The organism is Catellatospora chokoriensis (assembly GCF_011297315.1).
In the GTDB taxonomy this organism is placed as follows: domain Bacteria; phylum Actinomycetota; class Actinomycetes; order Mycobacteriales; family Micromonosporaceae; genus Catellatospora; species Catellatospora citrea.
In genome coordinates this window covers 251,906-266,467 of record NZ_JAAOTI010000006.1, presented here as the reverse complement: position 1 = coordinate 266,467, position 14,562 = coordinate 251,906, and the positions used below count along the sequence as shown (strand labels likewise).

Genomic DNA, 14,562 nt, shown 5'->3' with positions numbered 1-14,562 from the left:
TCGGACCGCGCCTTCTGGCACGAAACCGCGATCTCGCCCCGGAACCCGCCTCGGCGGCCTGGTACAACTGTCAGTTCTGACGGAAGGATCTTCGCGATGACGACCGAGCGGCCCGATGTGCCCCTGATCGGCGGTGAGCGGGAGATGCTGCGGCAGTTCCTCGACTACCACCGGTCCACCCTGGCCTGGAAGTGCGACGGGCTGACCGACGAGCAGCTGCGCGAGCAATCCATGTCCCCGTCGACGCTGACCCTGCTCGGCCTGGTCCGGCACATGTGCGAGGTCGAGCGCACCTGGTTCCGCAAGGTCATCGCGGGCGAGGACATCACCCTGGTCTGGTCGCCGGACAACGACTACCAGGTGGCGTACGACCCGACCGGCGCCACCCGCGCCGAGGCATTCACCGCCTGGCAGGCCGAGGTCGAGCACTCGCGCCGCATCGAGGCCGAGGCCGCGTCGCTGGACGTGGTCGCGCACAATCCCCGCTGGGGCCAGGACGTCTCGCTGCGGTTCGTGATGCTGCACCTGATCCACGAGTACGCCCGCCACAACGGCCACGCCGACTTCCTGCGCGAAGGAGTCGACGGCGTGACCGGAGCCTGACGGCGCAACGCGGACGGCCCGTGCCACGAACCGTGGCACGGGCCGTCGACGTCACCGATTACGGAGCGAGGGCGATCAGCGAGGTCTTGTCGTTGAGGTCGCCGCCGACGAACAGGTGGTCGCTCTTGACGAACAGCCGGCAGGTGCCCAGGTTCTGACCGGAGTCGTTGTCGCAGAGCACCGCGCGGCCCACGCCGGGCACGCGCAGCGAGCTGACCGCGTCGTTGCCGACCGGGGCCAGGTCGCCGGCCGTGTAGATGCCGGGGCCGAAGGTGGCCGCGGCGCCCTTGAAGTCGCGGTCGGCGTACACGTTGAGCAGGTTGCCCGACGCCGGGCCGGCCTGCACGACGAGCGTGGAGATGCCGTCGTTGAGCGCGTTGCCGCCCAGGTTGTACTCGCCCGCGCCGAACATCCGGCACAGGCCCAGGTCGCCCTGCCCGGTCGGGCCGGTGCTGTCGTTGCGGCAGCCGACGACGCGCCAGCCGTCGCCGACCCGCAGCGAGCTGATCTTGTCGTTGCCGACGGTGGCCAGCTCGTTGGCGAGTCCGGTGTGCACGCCCGGGTTGAACGTCTGGCGCAGGCCGCCCATGTTGGCGTCGCTGGTGGCGATCAGCGGCGGCGCGCCCACGGCGACCAGCGAGATCTTCTTCTCCATGTCGCTGCCGACGGTGGCGTGCTCGCCGCCGCGGAACAGCCGGCACTTGCCGAGGTCGAGGCTGGCGGTGCCCGGCTTGGCGTCGTGGTCGCAGGTGACGACGCGGTATCCGTCGGTGATCTTCAGTGACTTCACCGAGTCGGCGAGGGTGGACAGGTTGCCGGCGACCTGCCCGAATCCGCCCGAGCCCAGCGGCAGGGAGGTGCCGGTGAACTTGGTGTCCTGGAACGCGGTGACGGCGGCGCCCTTGACCGGCTTGCCCATGACCGCCAGCAGCGAGATCTTGTCGTTGAGCTCGCCGCCGACGAACTCGTGCAGCCCGGCGTCGTAGTAGCGGCAGGTGCCCAGCGAACCCTTGTTCACGTTGCCCTCGGAGCCGCCGTTGTCGCAGGCCAGAGCCCGGTATCCGGAGGCGACGTAGAGCGAGGTGATGGCGTCGTTGCCGACGACGCCGAGTTCCTTCTTGGCGGCGTCGAACACGCCCGCGCCGTAGGACTGCTTGGCGCCGGTGAAGTTGCGGTCGGCGTACGCGACGAGCGGGGCCGAGCCCACGCCGGGGATCACCGCCGCCTGCGCCGGCACGGCGCTCAGCAGCGACGGCAGGAACGCGGTCGCCACCGCCGCCCCTGCCGCCAGGGACCTTCGAATCGACATGCCAGCCTCCGAACCCGAATCGACCGAGCCGACTCGTAGACCATGGACATAGTCCTGTGGAGGCGTAGCGGCAGGCACAGGTGTCAGGGGGAGCCGTGGCCGGCACACCTGGAGCGCATCCCGCCACGCGCTCGATCAGGTATGCCCTTTGTATCGGATTTAGTCCCCTATGTCCATGATTGCGCGGTTTCGCCAGCGCGCCTGACCGGGTAACGAAGCAGCACTTGACGGCATTGGCTAACAGCATTAGCTTTAAAGCTATGGAACATAGCCGAGCGGGGAGGTGACGGAGTGCCCAGAGCCGGACTGTCCACTCAGGCCGTCGTCCAGGCGGCCGTCGACGTCATCGACGAGCACGGGGTCGCCGCGCTCACCCTCGCCGCGGTCGCCACACGCTGCGGCGTGGCTGCCCCCTCGCTCTACAAACACGTCGGCGGCCTCGCCGAGCTGAGGACACAGGTCGGCGTCCGCGTGCTCAACGAGCTCGCCGACCGCTTCGCCGCCGCCGCGATGGGCCGCAGCGGCCGGGACGCGATCACCGCGCTGATGCACGCCTACCGCGCCTACGTCACCGCACATCCGGCCCGCTACGCCGCGATGCCCGTCGATCCGCTGCACCACCCCGAGCTGGCCGCCGCCGGCATCCGGCAGCTGGAGGTCATCCAGGCCGCGCTGCGGCCCTGGCGGCTCGACGCCGCCGCGCAGGTCCACACCATCCGCCGGCTGCGCGTCATCGCGCACGGCTTCACCTCGCTGGAGTCCGCCGGCGGCTTCGGCCTGCCGACCGACCTCGACGAGACCTACCGGCAGCTCATCGACACCTTCTTCGATTCCCTGCCGGCCCACCCCTGAGGAGACGACCCGTGTCCGCACCCCTTGCCCGCATCCGCCTCGCCGCCGTCGCCCTGGCTGCCGCCGGAGTCCTGTTCGCCCTGTACCCGGGCCTGCGCCCGTGGCGTGACGAGGCCACGCTGCGGGGCGCGCAGGAGGCCATGTCCTCGCCGTGGTGGGTGGCCACCCACCTGTTCGCGATGATCGGATTCATCCTCGTGCCGCTGGCCCTGCTGGCGGTGCGCCGCGTCGTCGACGGCACCCGCGCCGAGCCGCTCGCGCTGACCGCCGCGGTGACCGCCTGGATCGGCGCCGGGCTGACCCTGCCCTACTACGGCGCGGAGGACTTCGCGCTGCACGTGCTGGCCGCGGAGAGCACCGGCGGCGCACCGCTCGACCTGCTCGGCCTGGTCGAGGGCATCCGCTACCAGCCGGCCGCGATCACCACCTTCGGCGTCGGGCTGATCCTGCTCGGCGTCGGTGCGGTGCTGGCCGCCGTGGCGATCGCCCGCTCCGGCGTCCTGCCGCGCCTGTCCGGCGTCCTGTTCGCGGTGGGCTTCGCGACCTTCCTGCCGCAGTTCTTCACCCCGGCGGCCATGCGCGTCGGCCACGGCCTGCTCGTCGCCGCCGGCTGCGTCTGGCTGGCCGCGACCCTGTGGCGCGCCCCGTCCACCGCCACCACCCCCTCAACGCCCACCACCACCGCACCCGTCGCCAGCTGACCCGCGCAAAGGAAGGGCACCTTCACATCGCCATGCGTTGTGGAAGGTGCCCTTCCGAACATCCGGAGCGGTCAGGCCCTGCCGTCGTAGGCGTCTTGCAGGCCCTGGACGTCGAGCTTCGTCATGCCGAGCATGGCGTGCATGACCCGGCTGGCCTTCGCCGGGTCGGGATCGCCCATCAGCTCGGCGAGCGCCTTCGGCACGATCTGCCAGGACACGCCGTAGCGGTCCTTGAGCCAGCCGCACTGGCCCTCCTCGCCGCCCTCGGACAGCCGCGCCCACATCTCGTCGACCTCGGCCTGGTCGGCGCAGTCCACGAAGAACGAGATCGCCTCGGTGAACCGGAACGCCGGGCCGCCGTTGAGGCCGACGAACGGCTGGCCCTCCAGCTCGAAGTTCACCAGCATCGCCCGCCCCTCGGGTCCGGGCACGACGCCGACGATCCGCGAGTTCTTGAAGATCGAGGTGTAGTGCGCGGCGGCCTCCTCGGCCTGGGTGTCGAACCACAGGTACGGGGTGATCTTCTGCATCACGGTCTCCTTGCCTACGAAGATGGGGAGCGGTGCGTCCGCTCCCCATCTAACGCCCGTCACCGGACACCCGCTCACGTCGAGCCCGGCACTACGCCGGTGTCCAGCCCTTCGACGGTGCCCACGGCTCGGCCTTTCCACAGCCCGCAGGGGACGGGGTCGGCGCGTTCTTGCGATCCATGCCGTACACGACGACCTTGCCCGCCGGGTCGATCCAGCAACTCGTGCCGACCGGGCCGAGGTCGAACGCGGATCGCCGGTCGATCTCGCGGCCCTGCTCGTCGTAGCTGATCAACTGGCCCTTGCCCGGTGCGAGGGGGCCGTCGCTCAGCACCGCGAACGTGCCGTCGGCGAGCCGTGCCGTGCTGCGGTGCCCCTGCCCGTCGTCCAGGACCACCTTGGCGACCCGCGAGCTGATGTACCCGGCGACCTGGGCCTCGCCGCCGTCCTCGTCGCGATGGCTGGCCGACTGGCCCGCCATCGGCCCCGGCAGCCAGCTCGGCGCCGGACCGTAGCCCAGGCCGCTGCTCCACTCGTCCCCCGGCGGGATCGTCGGCTCCATACTGCACCAGATGATCGTCTGGTCCAGGCGGTACACGGTGACCGCCCGGTTCTCCCGTTCGGCATAGTTGACCAGGCTCGGCCGGGCCCCCTCGGGCCAGTGGAACGTGTACTCCGGCGGGTGATCCATATCGTGCAGCATCTGCCAGGCATTGGTCAGGCACCGGTCACCGGTGCGGCGCACCATCGGCGACAGCACGCCGGTGCCCAGCGCGACGACCTGGGGTTCCGGCCGCTCGCCGCCGCCCGGCCCGCCCGTCCACACCACCACCGCCACGGCGCAGGCGGCGGTGGCCAGGCCCGCGCCCAGCACCGCCAGGGTGCGGCGGCGGCGCACGGGACGGCCCGGTGCGGGGAGCGCGGCGAGGACCCGGTGCCGCATCCGGGCCTGCCTGGCCGCGGGCAGTTCCCGCTCCGGCGGCAGCTGGTCGAGGTAGGTCATCACGCCTCCTGCGTCTCGTGGGGCGCCGGTGCCGCGGCGTCGCCGAGCAACCGGGTCAGGCGGGCCCGGGCGCGGCTGACCCGCGCGCGGACCGACGCCTCGGTAATGCCGAGCAGCAGTGCCGCGTCGGCATAGGACACGGACGACCACACGCACAGCGCCAGCGCCTCGCGTTCGGCCCGGGGCAGGCGGCGCGCCGCCCGCAGCACCGCGCGCATGCGCCGCTCGTCGTCGACCCGTCCGGCCACGTGGTCGGCCGGGTCGACGGCGTCGCGGTCGGGCGGCAGCCGCAACATCGCGGCCAGCCAGCGCCGCGCGGAACGCCGCTCGTCGCGTACCACGTTGGTCGCGACGGTCAGCAGCCACGGCAGCGCCGAACCGTCGACCAGCCGGATGTCGGATCGCCTGCGCCACGCCGTCAGGAACACGGCCTGGGTCGCGTCCTCGGCCGTGCTCCACGAGGCGCACAGCCGGAAGCAGTGGTTGTACACCGCCCTCACGTGCCGGTCGAAGAGCAGCCCGAACGCCGCCTGGTCGCCGTCTGCGGCGTCGGCCCACAACTGCCCGTCGCTGCGCTGCATGATGGTCGTCACGCCTACCTATGGCCGGCCGGGCGCTTGGTGTTGCACGCCGATCTGTCGGTCCCGTGCGGCAGGATGGTGGCCGTGATCGGACGCTGGCACGGCCTCATCATCGACTGCCCGGACCCCGGCGCGCTGGCCGGTTTCTACCAGGAGCTGCTCGGCATGGATCGGGTGTACGAGGAGGGCGACTGGGTCGTCATCGGCGACGCGCCCGACCGGCCGGGCGTGGCGTTCCAGCGCGTCGCCGAGTTCACGCCGCCGCACTGGCCCGACCCGGCCCACCCGCAGCAGATGCACCTCGACGTGCGGGTCGACGACATCGAGCAGGCCGAGCCGCGGGTGCTGGCGCTGGGCGCCAGCCCGCTGCCCGGCGGCGGCAAGACCTTCCGGGTGTACGCGGACCCGGTCGGTCACCCCTTCTGCCTCGTCTGGCAGGTGACCGGCTGACCGCAGCGCGGCCTGAGGCTCAGGTCGGGATGCGGCAGACCGCGCTGACCGGGGCCATCGGGCGCACCCGGCGGCCCAGCGCGCCCAGCAGCGAGTCCTCGACGTGGAACTCGCGCACCCACAACCGGTAGCGCACCAGCTCCTCCGCGGTGGGGCACAGCACGCGCGCCTCGATCGCGTCGTTGTCGATGTACCGCACGCCGCCGCGCTCCTGCAGGATCACCGTGTTGACGTCGTCGGTGCTGATCACGTGCCCGCGCACCTCCTCCGGCACCCCGGCCGGGGTGGCCACGGTGGTGACCGTCATCGGCAGCACCGGCGTCAGCACCACGGGCACGGCCGCGACCAGCAGCACGACCGCGATGCCGAGCTGCGCCAGCGCCGCCGCGGGCCGCACCAGCCACCCTGGCAGCGGCCCGCTCACCCCGAGCGCCAGCACGGGTGGCACGACGAGCAGCGCCACCGCGAACAGCTCCCCGGTCCGCCAGGCCTGTTGCACCGTCGGCGCGACCAGCCAGCCGTATCCGGCCAGCGCGACCCCGACCGTCGCCGCCCAGCGCCGGCGCGGCCACTCCAGCATGGCCAGCTCCCGCTGGAACACCGCGACGGCGGCCACCACCAGCAGCGGCAGGTAGATGATCTGCCAGGTGGCCAGCGCGATGGCGAACAGTCCGGCCAGGAACCACGGCGGAGCCATCACGTACCACCGCGCGAACAGCGGCGGTCGCCGCGGCCGGTCGCCGGTGCTCACCGCCAGCACCGCGCCGAGCGCGAACACCGCGACCAGCCCCGTGGTCACCAGGCGGGTCGCGGTGGTGAACAGCGCGGCCATCAGGTTGATCGGCCCGACGTTGGCGACCAGCAGCAGCGTCGTCTGCAACTCCCCGCCCGCCTCGACCCACAGCCGCATCACCGAGAAGACGGCGGGCACACCGACCGCCAACGTCCAGAAGCCCTGGCCGGCGCGCCACGCGTAACGCTTGCGGGGCGGTGGCAGCCCCGGCCCGCCGGCCTCGGTCATGGCTGCTGTGCCTTCTCGTCGTAGTCCACCAGGTCCGGCGCGTCGATGGGCGGCTGGGTGGTGTCGTCGCCGAGCCACGGCCCCAGCGTGCGCCGGTACGCCGCCAGCCACGGGCTGGTGCCCGTCGAGCGGCCGTTGTCGTAGCTCTTGCGCAGGAAGAACGCCACGAGATCGCGCAGCTCGGGATCCTGCTTGGACACCCCGACGCCGAGCCGCTCGTTCGCGCCGATCGGCACGTCGACGATGAACAGGTCCTTCGGATGCTCGGACAGGTAGCCGGCGAGGATCGTCTCGTCGGTGGAGTACGCGTGCGACTTGCCCGACAGCAGGCGTTCCAGGCACTCGCGGTTGGTCGCCGCCGGGTACACCTTCAGCGCGCGGTCGGTGAACTGGCGCTCGCCGGTCGAGCCGCCCACCACGCAGCTCTCCCGGCCGGGCTGGGCCAGGTCGTTCAGGTTGCGGATCTTGTCACGGTCCAGGGTGCGGATCAGCAGTTCCTGCTTGGTGGCGAAGTACGGCCCGGCGAAGTCGATCTCCTTCTCCCGGTCTGGCGTCATCGAGTAGCTGGCCACCACCAGGTGCACCTGGCCGGAGACGAGCGCGTTCTCGCGGTCCTCGGTCTGCAGGGGCACCCACTCGATCCGGCTGTCGCCCTTGAAACCCAGCGACTCGGCGAGGTAGCGCGCGATCTCGATGTCGAAGCCCTCGAACCGGCCGTTCACGATCTGGCCCATGAGCGGCTGGTCCTCGGCGACCCCGATCTTGATTTTCGGCTGGCCGTACACGTCGGTCTTCTTGAACAGGTCGTCCACGGTCTTCGGCGCGGTGCCCTCGGGTCCGCAGGCCGCAGCGCCCGCCAACAGCATCGTCAGCGTCACCGCGGTGGCGGTCAGCAGCGGCCGCCAGCGCGGCCGGCCAGGAGTCTCAATCATCGGCGGTCCTCAGGTAGGTGGACGGCGCCGGTCCAATGTAGTCGTCCGCATCCACTGAGTGACGCCCGCCAATGCAACGTTTGAATGAAGCACCCGATCCGGCACACCGGCGCCCGACCCCGCGGCGGTCCGCCCGCAGTTTCGGGGAAACTGCACGAATCCGCGGCGCCAAACCCGCAGTTTCCCCGAAACTGCCGTGGGCGTGGGGAGGTGTCAGGGGCGGTGTAGGGCGGCGGCGGTGACTGATGCGAGCAGGCGGGGGGTGAGCAGGCCGTCGCCCAGGCCCAGGGCTACGAAGCCGTCGAAGACGTGCCGGTGGCGGGCGGCGGCGCGCATGCCCGCGTCGACCACCCAGGGCCGCGCGGTGAGCCGGGCGACCAGGCTGGTATGCCGCAGGTGGCGGGCCAGCCGGCGGCGCAGCGCGACCGTGTAGGCCCGTCCCGCCGCGGGACCGCCGGCCGTCACCGCGGCCTGGCCCGCCAGTGCGCCGGACAGCACCGCGTAGAAGATGCCCTCCCCGGTGAACGGGTTGATCAGCGACAGCGCGTCACCGGCCAGCAGCAGCCGCCCGTGCCCCGGCCGGGGCCGCCAGGTCGACAGCGGCAGGTGATGCGCCCGCGCGTCGGACAGCTCGCCCGCCACGGTGTCGCCGAGCAGCGTGTGCATCCGCTCCAGCAGGTGCGCCCGGCTGAGCGGGCCGCCGGACATCAGCTCGCCGTAGCCGACGTTGCGCCGCCCGTCGCCGATCGGGAACGACCAGGCATAGGCGGGCCACCGCTGCCCGGTCATCACGATGCGCTGCGCCGATCCGGGCTCGACCGGATCCCGCGAGCCGCGCCGCACCACGGCGGCCGGGCTCGTGGCACGCGGCCGCGACACCGGGTCCGGGGCGTAGGCGCGGATGGCCACGGCCAGCCGGTCGGGCGGATTGCGGGGCAGGCCCAGGGCGCGGCGCACGGTCGAGTTCGCGCCGTCGGCTCCGATCACGACGCGAGCGGCGAGGCCGTCGCCGAGGTCGACGCCGTCCGAGCGCACCGCGAGGCCGCGTACCGTGTGCTGCCGGAACGTCGCACCGGCCCGCACCGCGGCGGCGACCAGGCGGGCGTCGAACACCGCGCGCGGGATGACGTAGGCCGGTTCCGGCAGCTCACCGGCCGCCTGCGTGCCGCCGGGCCCGGTCAGGTGCAGTGACCGGATCGGGGCGAACCCGTCGGTCAGCCCACCGACCCCGAGCCCGGCCAGCACGTTCAGGCCCTGCTGCGCGATGCCGTCGCCGCAGGCCTTGTCGCGCGGGAACACGTCGCGGTCGACGAGCAGCACCTGCGCACCGGCCCGTGCCGCGGCGAGCGCGGCGGCGGACCCGGCCGGCCCGGCCCCGACGATCGCGACGTCGTACACGCCTCCAGCATCGACCATCCCCGCACGCGCCGCCACGGGATGCGAAAATCCGTTGCCGCGCAACGACGTCCGTGATGAAGTGATCTCGCCCCGGCGGGCTCATAGCGGGTGTCTGCCAGACAAAGTGCACTGGAATCCGTCATTCCATGCTGACAGGCCTCTTTAGCCTGATACCCGTCCTAGCCATCGGACCCGCTCCGGGGCGACCCTCTTTCCCTTCTCCCGAGGAATCGCCATGGGCACCACTACAGAGATCGTCATCAAGAACACCCACCGCGGCCTGCGTTACGTGGACGGCAGGCTCACCGACGTGCTCGAAGCCGGCCGCTACGAGCTGCCCGCCGCGGGCGGCCGCTTCGGCAAGCGCGGCCCGGTCGTCGAGGTGACCCTGGTGGACATGCGCGAGCGCGAGCTGACCCTGAAGGGCCAGGAGATCCTGACCTCCGACAAGGTCGCGTTGCGGGTGAGCATCCTGACCCACTTCAAGGTGGTCGACCCGGTGGCCGCGGTGGAGCGGGTGGACAGCTACACCGACCGCGTGTACAGCGACGTCCAGCTCGCGGCCCGCCGGTCGCTGGCCTCGATGACGCTCGAGGACATCCTCACCAACCGCAACCAGCTGTCCGAGGACATCCTGCGGGACGTGCAGGGCGCCGCGGCCGGATACGGCGTGGAGATCCTGCGGGCCGACGTGAAGGACATCGTCTTCCCCGGCAACCTGCAGGAGGTCATGAACCGGGTGCTGGCCGCGCAGCGGCTCGCCGAGGCGCAGCTGGTCGACGCGCGCACCAAGGCGGAGAAGGACGTGCTGGAGGCCCGTGCCCGCGCCGAGGCCGACCAGGTCACCGCGGCGGGCCGCCGTGACGCGACCCGGCTCGCGGCCGAGGCCGACGCCGCGGCCCAGCGCATCCGGGTCGAGGCCGAGGTCGACGCGCTGCGCCGGCTCGCCGAGGCCGCGGCCGTGTACGCCGAGCACCCGGCGCTGCTGCGGCTGCGCGAGCTGGAGACGATGACCGCGCTCGGCGGCAACGCCGAGGCCCGCCTGTACATCGGTTTCGACAAGCACAGCACGCCGAACTGACGGCAGGCACGGCACGCGGAACAGGCGGCGGGGCACCGGCCCCGCGACGGCGTGTCCACCCGGGAGCCCACACCTCTCCCGGGCGGGCACGCCATTTCCGTCGGTTACCCTCGGCTGCGATCGGGAAGCGACGGAGGGGACGGCGATGGCACACGGCGATGCGGAGACCGTGGTGGCGGTGCCCGCCGGCGAGCGGGCGCTGATCGCCTGGGGGTTCCCGATCGCGGGCATGGCCCTCGGCTGGCTGCTCAAGGCGGCCGCGGGCTGGATCGCCGGGCTGTCCTGGGCGCCGTTGCAGGGCCCGTTCAAGCTGATCGCGCAGATCCCCGAACCGTGGGCGACCATCGGCGCGCTCGCCCTGGGCCTGGTCGCGGGGCTGCTGCTGGTGCTCACCGCGATCGGCGAGCGGCTCACCGTGACCGTGCGCGACGACGCGGCCGTGCTGACCCGCGTCGACGGGCCGTCCCACACGGTCGCCCGGGAGCGTCTGGCCGCGGTGTTCGTCGACGGCAAGCAGCTGGTGCTGCAGGGCGCGGACGGCTGGGAGCACGCCCGGGAGAGTTCCGACCTGCGGCCCGCCGAGCTGCGGGCCGCGTTCACCGCACACGGCTACCCGTGGCGTGACGACGGGGACCCGCACCGCGACCTGTTCCGGCTCTGGGTGCCTGACCTGCCGGGCCTGCCGGACGGTGCGAACGCGCTGCTGGCCGCCCGCGCCAAGGCACTGTCCAAGCGCGAGGAGGTCGAGTCCGCGGTGCTGCGCGAGGAGCTGCGGCGGCTGGGCGTGCTGGTACGCGAGGAGCAGCGCCGCCAGTACTGGCGGCTGGCCACCCCGCCCGCCCCGGGGGACCGAGCCGTTTAGGTTCCGCCCACCGGTCCAAGCGTCCGGATCGTCCACGGTGGCGTGTGCAACCGGAGGCGGGCGCGCTGCGTCGGTTTAGTGACAAACGTCGCCGTCTCGGGGGAGTTCCCATGCGCCAGCTGACCCGGCTCACGGCCCGGCTGCTCGCCGTGCCGCTGCTCATGCTCGCCGGCTGCGCACCGGTGCCCGAGCGCGGCGGCGGTGCGGTGCCGCTCGTGGGCGAAGCCGCACCTCCGGCGGACGCCGCGGCGCTGCTGGCGCGGTTCGCCGACTTCCCGGTCGAACGCACACCGCGGCCGATCGTGCTGCTCAGCGGGCGGGTGAAGGAGTACGGCTACACCTCCGACGAGGCGAAGATCGCCATGTCGCAGGGGCGGCTGACGTTGCGGGCGGCGCTGCCGGACGGTCCGGCGACGGTCCGTGCCACGCTGGCGGACGGGGCCTTCGACCTGCCCGCGATCAGCGCCCGGCAGGCGTACGACCTGCTCGTCGCCCTCGGCGACCCCGCGTCGGTGCCCACCGCCACGCCGCCCCCGCTGCTGGTGACGAAGGTGGAGTTCGGCGAAGCCGAGTTCGTGACCGACCGCGGCCCGCGCATGCTGCCCGCGTGGCTGTTCACCACGCCGGGGTCGGTGCAACCGCTGGCCGTCGCCGCACCGGACGACACCGCGTTCTGGCCGGTGGACCATGCGGACGGGGTGATGAGCTCGGCGGGGCTGGCCGCCGACGGGGTGACACTGACGGTCCGCCTGCCGACGTCGCCCGAGCCGTGTGCCGGGCAGCCGGTGCACGAGTACGCCGCCGAGGCGGTGGAGTCGGCCAAGGCGGTCGCCGTGCGGCTGCGGATCGTCGCCACCTCACCTGCGGCCTCCCCGGGCGGCAGTGGCGACTGCATCCAGGACGCGATGCTGCGCACCGCGGAGTACACGGTCCGGCTGGCCCGGCCGCTGGGCAACCGCGTGCTGCTGACGGCGTACGGCATGGCCTCGTAGCGCCGGATCGTCGGTCAAGCCGTGGCCAGGCGCAGGTGGCGGCGTCGGTAGAGCGGGAAGACCAGCACGATGATCAGGGAGAGCAGCGGGGCGGGTGCGCCGAACACCGCCCGCCAGACCACGAAGTCCAGCATCGGGACGGCGACCGCGGCCCAGTACAGCCAGGTCGGGAAGTGCGGCGTGCGCCACCGCGGGTCGGCCCACGGGGTGTGCCGCCAGGGTTTGGCGACCGACAGCCAGGCCTGCCCGGCGATCGCCGAGGCCATCAGCGCCGAAGCAACGATCATGGGGCCCGCGTCGGCGGCCGCGCCCACGTCGGCCAGCGCGTCCAGGCGTGGGCTGAGGATGGCGATGCCGACGTAGAGCTGCGTCAGGGTGACCGCGAACTTCGCCAGCACCCACCAGTAGCGCAGGTAGCCCCAGGCCGTCAGCGCGGACAGCATCAGCCCGGTGAACGCCGACGACGTGCCCAGGTGCGCCAGCAGTTGCTTGTCGAGGGTGCGGGCGGCCTCGTAGCCCGACGGCGGCCCGGCGAGCAGCAGCACGCACAGGCACAGCGCCAGGCTCATCCAGCCGATCGAGGTGACGGCGTGCAGCCATACCAGCGTCTGCCGCCCCCACTGCCCACTTCTGCGTGCCATGCGGGCCAGCCTGGCCGCTGCTGCGGGGTCCCGCATCAGGGGCGCGACCCTGACCGGACCCGGAGACGGGGCCGCCCTCGGTGCCGGAGGCGGCCCGAGGGCGGGGGAGGGGATGGGTGTCGGGTGGGGTGGCCCCGGTCCGCCGCGCCGTTGCGGCGAACCCGGGCCGACGCCTACCAGTCTGCGGAAAAGCAGGTCCCGACCGCACCTGTCGTCGGTCGGGACCTGTGGCTGACGAAAGTCAGGTGAGCCGGGTCACGGCGTCGGCGTCACGCTCGGCGACGGCAGCGCCGACGCGGACGGCTGCGGGTCGCCCAGCGCCGCCAGCTCCGGCGGCACCGGCAGGGCGCTGCCCTTGACGTAGTCGGCCCAGCCCACGCTCCACGCCGTCCAGCCGTTGGCGGGTTTGACCTTGCGCTCGGTGCCCTTCACGGTGACCGGCGTGCCGATGCTGGTCAGGTTGAACAGGTACACCGCGTTGGCCATGGACACGTTCACGCAGCCGTGCGACACGTTGCGCACGCCCTGGTCCTTCACCGACCACGGCGCGGCGTGGATGTACTCGCCACCCCAGGTCAGGCGCTGGGCGTACTCGATGTTGACGACGTAGCGGTCGACGTTGCCGGGGTCGTCGGTGGTGTCGAAGACCGTCTTCTGCTGCTTGTCCATGATCACCATGGTGCCGGAGGACGACGGCGTCTTCGTCTTGCCCAGGCTGACCGGCATCGTCTTGACCACCGCGTCGTTCTTGAGCACCTGCATGCGCTTGGTCGCGTTGTCGACGATCAGCTCGATCTTCTCCTTGGCGATGTTGCCGACGCCGAGCCGGTCCTGGTCACCGTAGCGGCCGTTGCCCATCGGCACGCCCTCCAGCGCCGCCCGCACGGTGATCTTCGTGCCGGTCTGCCAGTACTGCGGGCCGCGGTACATCACCTGCAGCGGGCTGGACCAGTGCCAGATGCCCGGCTGCGGCGGCTCCACCGTGACGAACAGGCGGCGCTCCACGGCTGCCCGCGCCGACTCCGGCACCGGGCTGGTGAACTCCAGGACCACCGGCATCGCCACGCCGTACGTGCGGTCCGAGAACAGGTAGAGCCCCGCCCCGGTCTTCTTGCTCGGCTTGCCCATCGTCGTGAACGACGTCTTCTTCTCGGTGGTCTGCCCGTCCGGGCCGACCGCGACGACCGTCGCCGAGTACTTCTTGCCGTACTTGAGCGGCTTGGTCGGCACGAACGAGGTGCCGTCGGCGCGCATGGCGCCCGCGACCGCGGCCCCGGCCGCGTCGGTCATCGTCACCGACTGCACCTTGCCGCCGCTGACCTGGGTGCCGATCTCCGTGCTCACCGGCTGGTTCTTCGCCGCCTCGGCGGGCGTCACGGCCAGCGCCAGCGGCTCCGTGCTGGCCGGGGCCGGCTCGGGCGCCGACTGGGTGGGCGCCACGAAGGAGGGCGGGCCCTCATCCGCCGAACACGCGGTCAGCGCGAGTGGTGCCACCACCGCCAGCACCAGTGCCATAGCGCCCCTGCGCGCCGTCGTCCTCAGGCTCATCGCCGCCTACCCCGCTCCCCAGATCCACACATCGCGGAACATCCTGCCGCATCGCCCG

At 72.4% G+C, this 14,562-nt stretch carries 16 protein-coding genes; 7 read left to right on the top strand and 9 right to left on the bottom strand.

Annotation, left to right across the window (positions count from 1 at the left end):
- The first annotated feature begins 96 nt into the window (after window positions 1-96).
- Complete coding sequence (locus HAV39_RS12000) at window positions 97-603, top strand: DinB family protein (RefSeq protein WP_191839249.1); 507 nt, start codon at window positions 97-99, stop codon at window positions 601-603.
- A gap of 58 nt (window positions 604-661) precedes the next feature.
- On the opposite strand, the gene HAV39_RS11995 is transcribed toward HAV39_RS12000, so the two are convergent.
- Window positions 662-1,912 carry a hypothetical protein gene (locus HAV39_RS11995; RefSeq protein WP_191839248.1) on the bottom strand — a complete coding sequence of 417 codons (1,251 nt, stop codon included), beginning with the start codon at window positions 1,910-1,912 and terminating at the stop codon, window positions 662-664.
- A gap of 291 nt (window positions 1,913-2,203) precedes the next feature.
- On the opposite strand from HAV39_RS11995, the gene HAV39_RS11990 reads away from it, so the two are divergent.
- Window positions 2,204-2,764 carry a TetR/AcrR family transcriptional regulator gene (locus HAV39_RS11990; RefSeq protein WP_191839247.1) on the top strand — a complete coding sequence of 187 codons (561 nt, stop codon included), beginning with the start codon at window positions 2,204-2,206 and terminating at the stop codon, window positions 2,762-2,764.
- Between the two features lie 11 nt (window positions 2,765-2,775).
- Window positions 2,776-3,465, top strand: a complete 690-nt coding sequence (locus HAV39_RS11985) for a hypothetical protein (RefSeq protein WP_191839246.1) — start codon at window positions 2,776-2,778, stop codon at window positions 3,463-3,465.
- Window positions 3,466-3,536: 71 nt separating this feature from the next.
- Here the strand turns inward: HAV39_RS11985 and HAV39_RS11980 are convergent, their stop codons facing one another.
- The 3 genes from HAV39_RS11980 to HAV39_RS11970 form a co-directional block, all read right to left on the bottom strand.
- On the bottom strand, window positions 3,537-3,995 hold the full coding sequence (locus HAV39_RS11980; protein ID WP_191839245.1) for a VOC family protein: 459 nt from the start codon (window positions 3,993-3,995) through the stop codon (window positions 3,537-3,539).
- A gap of 91 nt (window positions 3,996-4,086) precedes the next feature.
- Complete coding sequence (locus HAV39_RS11975) at window positions 4,087-4,998, bottom strand: hypothetical protein (RefSeq protein ID WP_191839244.1); 912 nt, start codon at window positions 4,996-4,998, stop codon at window positions 4,087-4,089.
- Window positions 4,998-5,591, bottom strand: a complete 594-nt coding sequence (locus HAV39_RS11970) for an RNA polymerase sigma factor (protein WP_191839243.1) — start codon at window positions 5,589-5,591, stop codon at window positions 4,998-5,000. Before HAV39_RS11970 ends, HAV39_RS11975 begins: the two co-directional genes overlap by 1 nt.
- 72 nt (window positions 5,592-5,663) lie before the next feature.
- On the opposite strand from HAV39_RS11970, the gene HAV39_RS11965 reads away from it, so the two are divergent.
- Window positions 5,664-6,029 carry a VOC family protein gene (locus HAV39_RS11965; protein WP_191839242.1) on the top strand — a complete coding sequence of 122 codons (366 nt, stop codon included), beginning with the start codon at window positions 5,664-5,666 and terminating at the stop codon, window positions 6,027-6,029.
- Window positions 6,030-6,048: 19 nt separating this feature from the next.
- On the opposite strand, the gene HAV39_RS11960 is transcribed toward HAV39_RS11965, so the two are convergent.
- The 3 genes from HAV39_RS11960 to HAV39_RS11950 all read right to left on the bottom strand — a co-directional run bounded on the left by HAV39_RS11960 (window position 6,049) and on the right by HAV39_RS11950 (window position 9,398).
- Complete coding sequence (locus HAV39_RS11960) at window positions 6,049-7,050, bottom strand: hypothetical protein (RefSeq protein WP_191839241.1); 1,002 nt, start codon at window positions 7,048-7,050, stop codon at window positions 6,049-6,051.
- Window positions 7,047-7,982, bottom strand: coding sequence for a transporter substrate-binding domain-containing protein (locus HAV39_RS11955; protein ID WP_191839240.1), 936 nt, complete (start codon window positions 7,980-7,982; stop codon window positions 7,047-7,049). The genes HAV39_RS11960 and HAV39_RS11955 overlap by 4 nt, the downstream gene beginning before the upstream one ends.
- A 213-nt stretch (window positions 7,983-8,195) precedes the next feature.
- Window positions 8,196-9,398 carry a geranylgeranyl reductase family protein gene (locus tag HAV39_RS11950; protein ID WP_191839239.1) on the bottom strand — a complete coding sequence of 401 codons (1,203 nt, stop codon included), beginning with the start codon at window positions 9,396-9,398 and terminating at the stop codon, window positions 8,196-8,198.
- A gap of 217 nt (window positions 9,399-9,615) precedes the next feature.
- On the opposite strand from HAV39_RS11950, the gene HAV39_RS11945 reads away from it, so the two are divergent.
- From HAV39_RS11945 to HAV39_RS11935, 3 genes are all read left to right on the top strand, one after another.
- Window positions 9,616-10,461, top strand: coding sequence for a slipin family protein (locus tag HAV39_RS11945; protein ID WP_191839238.1), 846 nt, complete (start codon window positions 9,616-9,618; stop codon window positions 10,459-10,461).
- A 145-nt stretch (window positions 10,462-10,606) separates the two neighbouring features.
- Window positions 10,607-11,323, top strand: a complete 717-nt coding sequence (locus tag HAV39_RS11940) for a YqeB family protein (protein ID WP_191839237.1) — start codon at window positions 10,607-10,609, stop codon at window positions 11,321-11,323.
- A 110-nt stretch (window positions 11,324-11,433) separates the two neighbouring features.
- Window positions 11,434-12,315 carry an aminotransferase class IV gene (locus tag HAV39_RS11935; RefSeq protein ID WP_191839236.1) on the top strand — a complete coding sequence of 294 codons (882 nt, stop codon included), beginning with the start codon at window positions 11,434-11,436 and terminating at the stop codon, window positions 12,313-12,315.
- Window positions 12,316-12,329: 14 nt separating this feature from the next.
- Here HAV39_RS11935 and HAV39_RS11930 read toward each other — a convergent pair whose 3' ends face one another.
- Both HAV39_RS11930 and HAV39_RS11925 read right to left on the bottom strand, forming a co-directional pair.
- A complete protein-coding gene (locus HAV39_RS11930; protein ID WP_191839235.1) occupies window positions 12,330-12,956 on the bottom strand; it encodes a hypothetical protein in 627 nt (208 codons plus the stop codon).
- 255 nt (window positions 12,957-13,211) lie between these two features.
- A complete protein-coding gene (locus tag HAV39_RS11925) occupies window positions 13,212-14,471 on the bottom strand; it encodes a L,D-transpeptidase (RefSeq protein WP_239120534.1) in 1,260 nt (419 codons plus the stop codon).
- Between the last annotated feature and the right edge of the window lie 91 nt (window positions 14,472-14,562).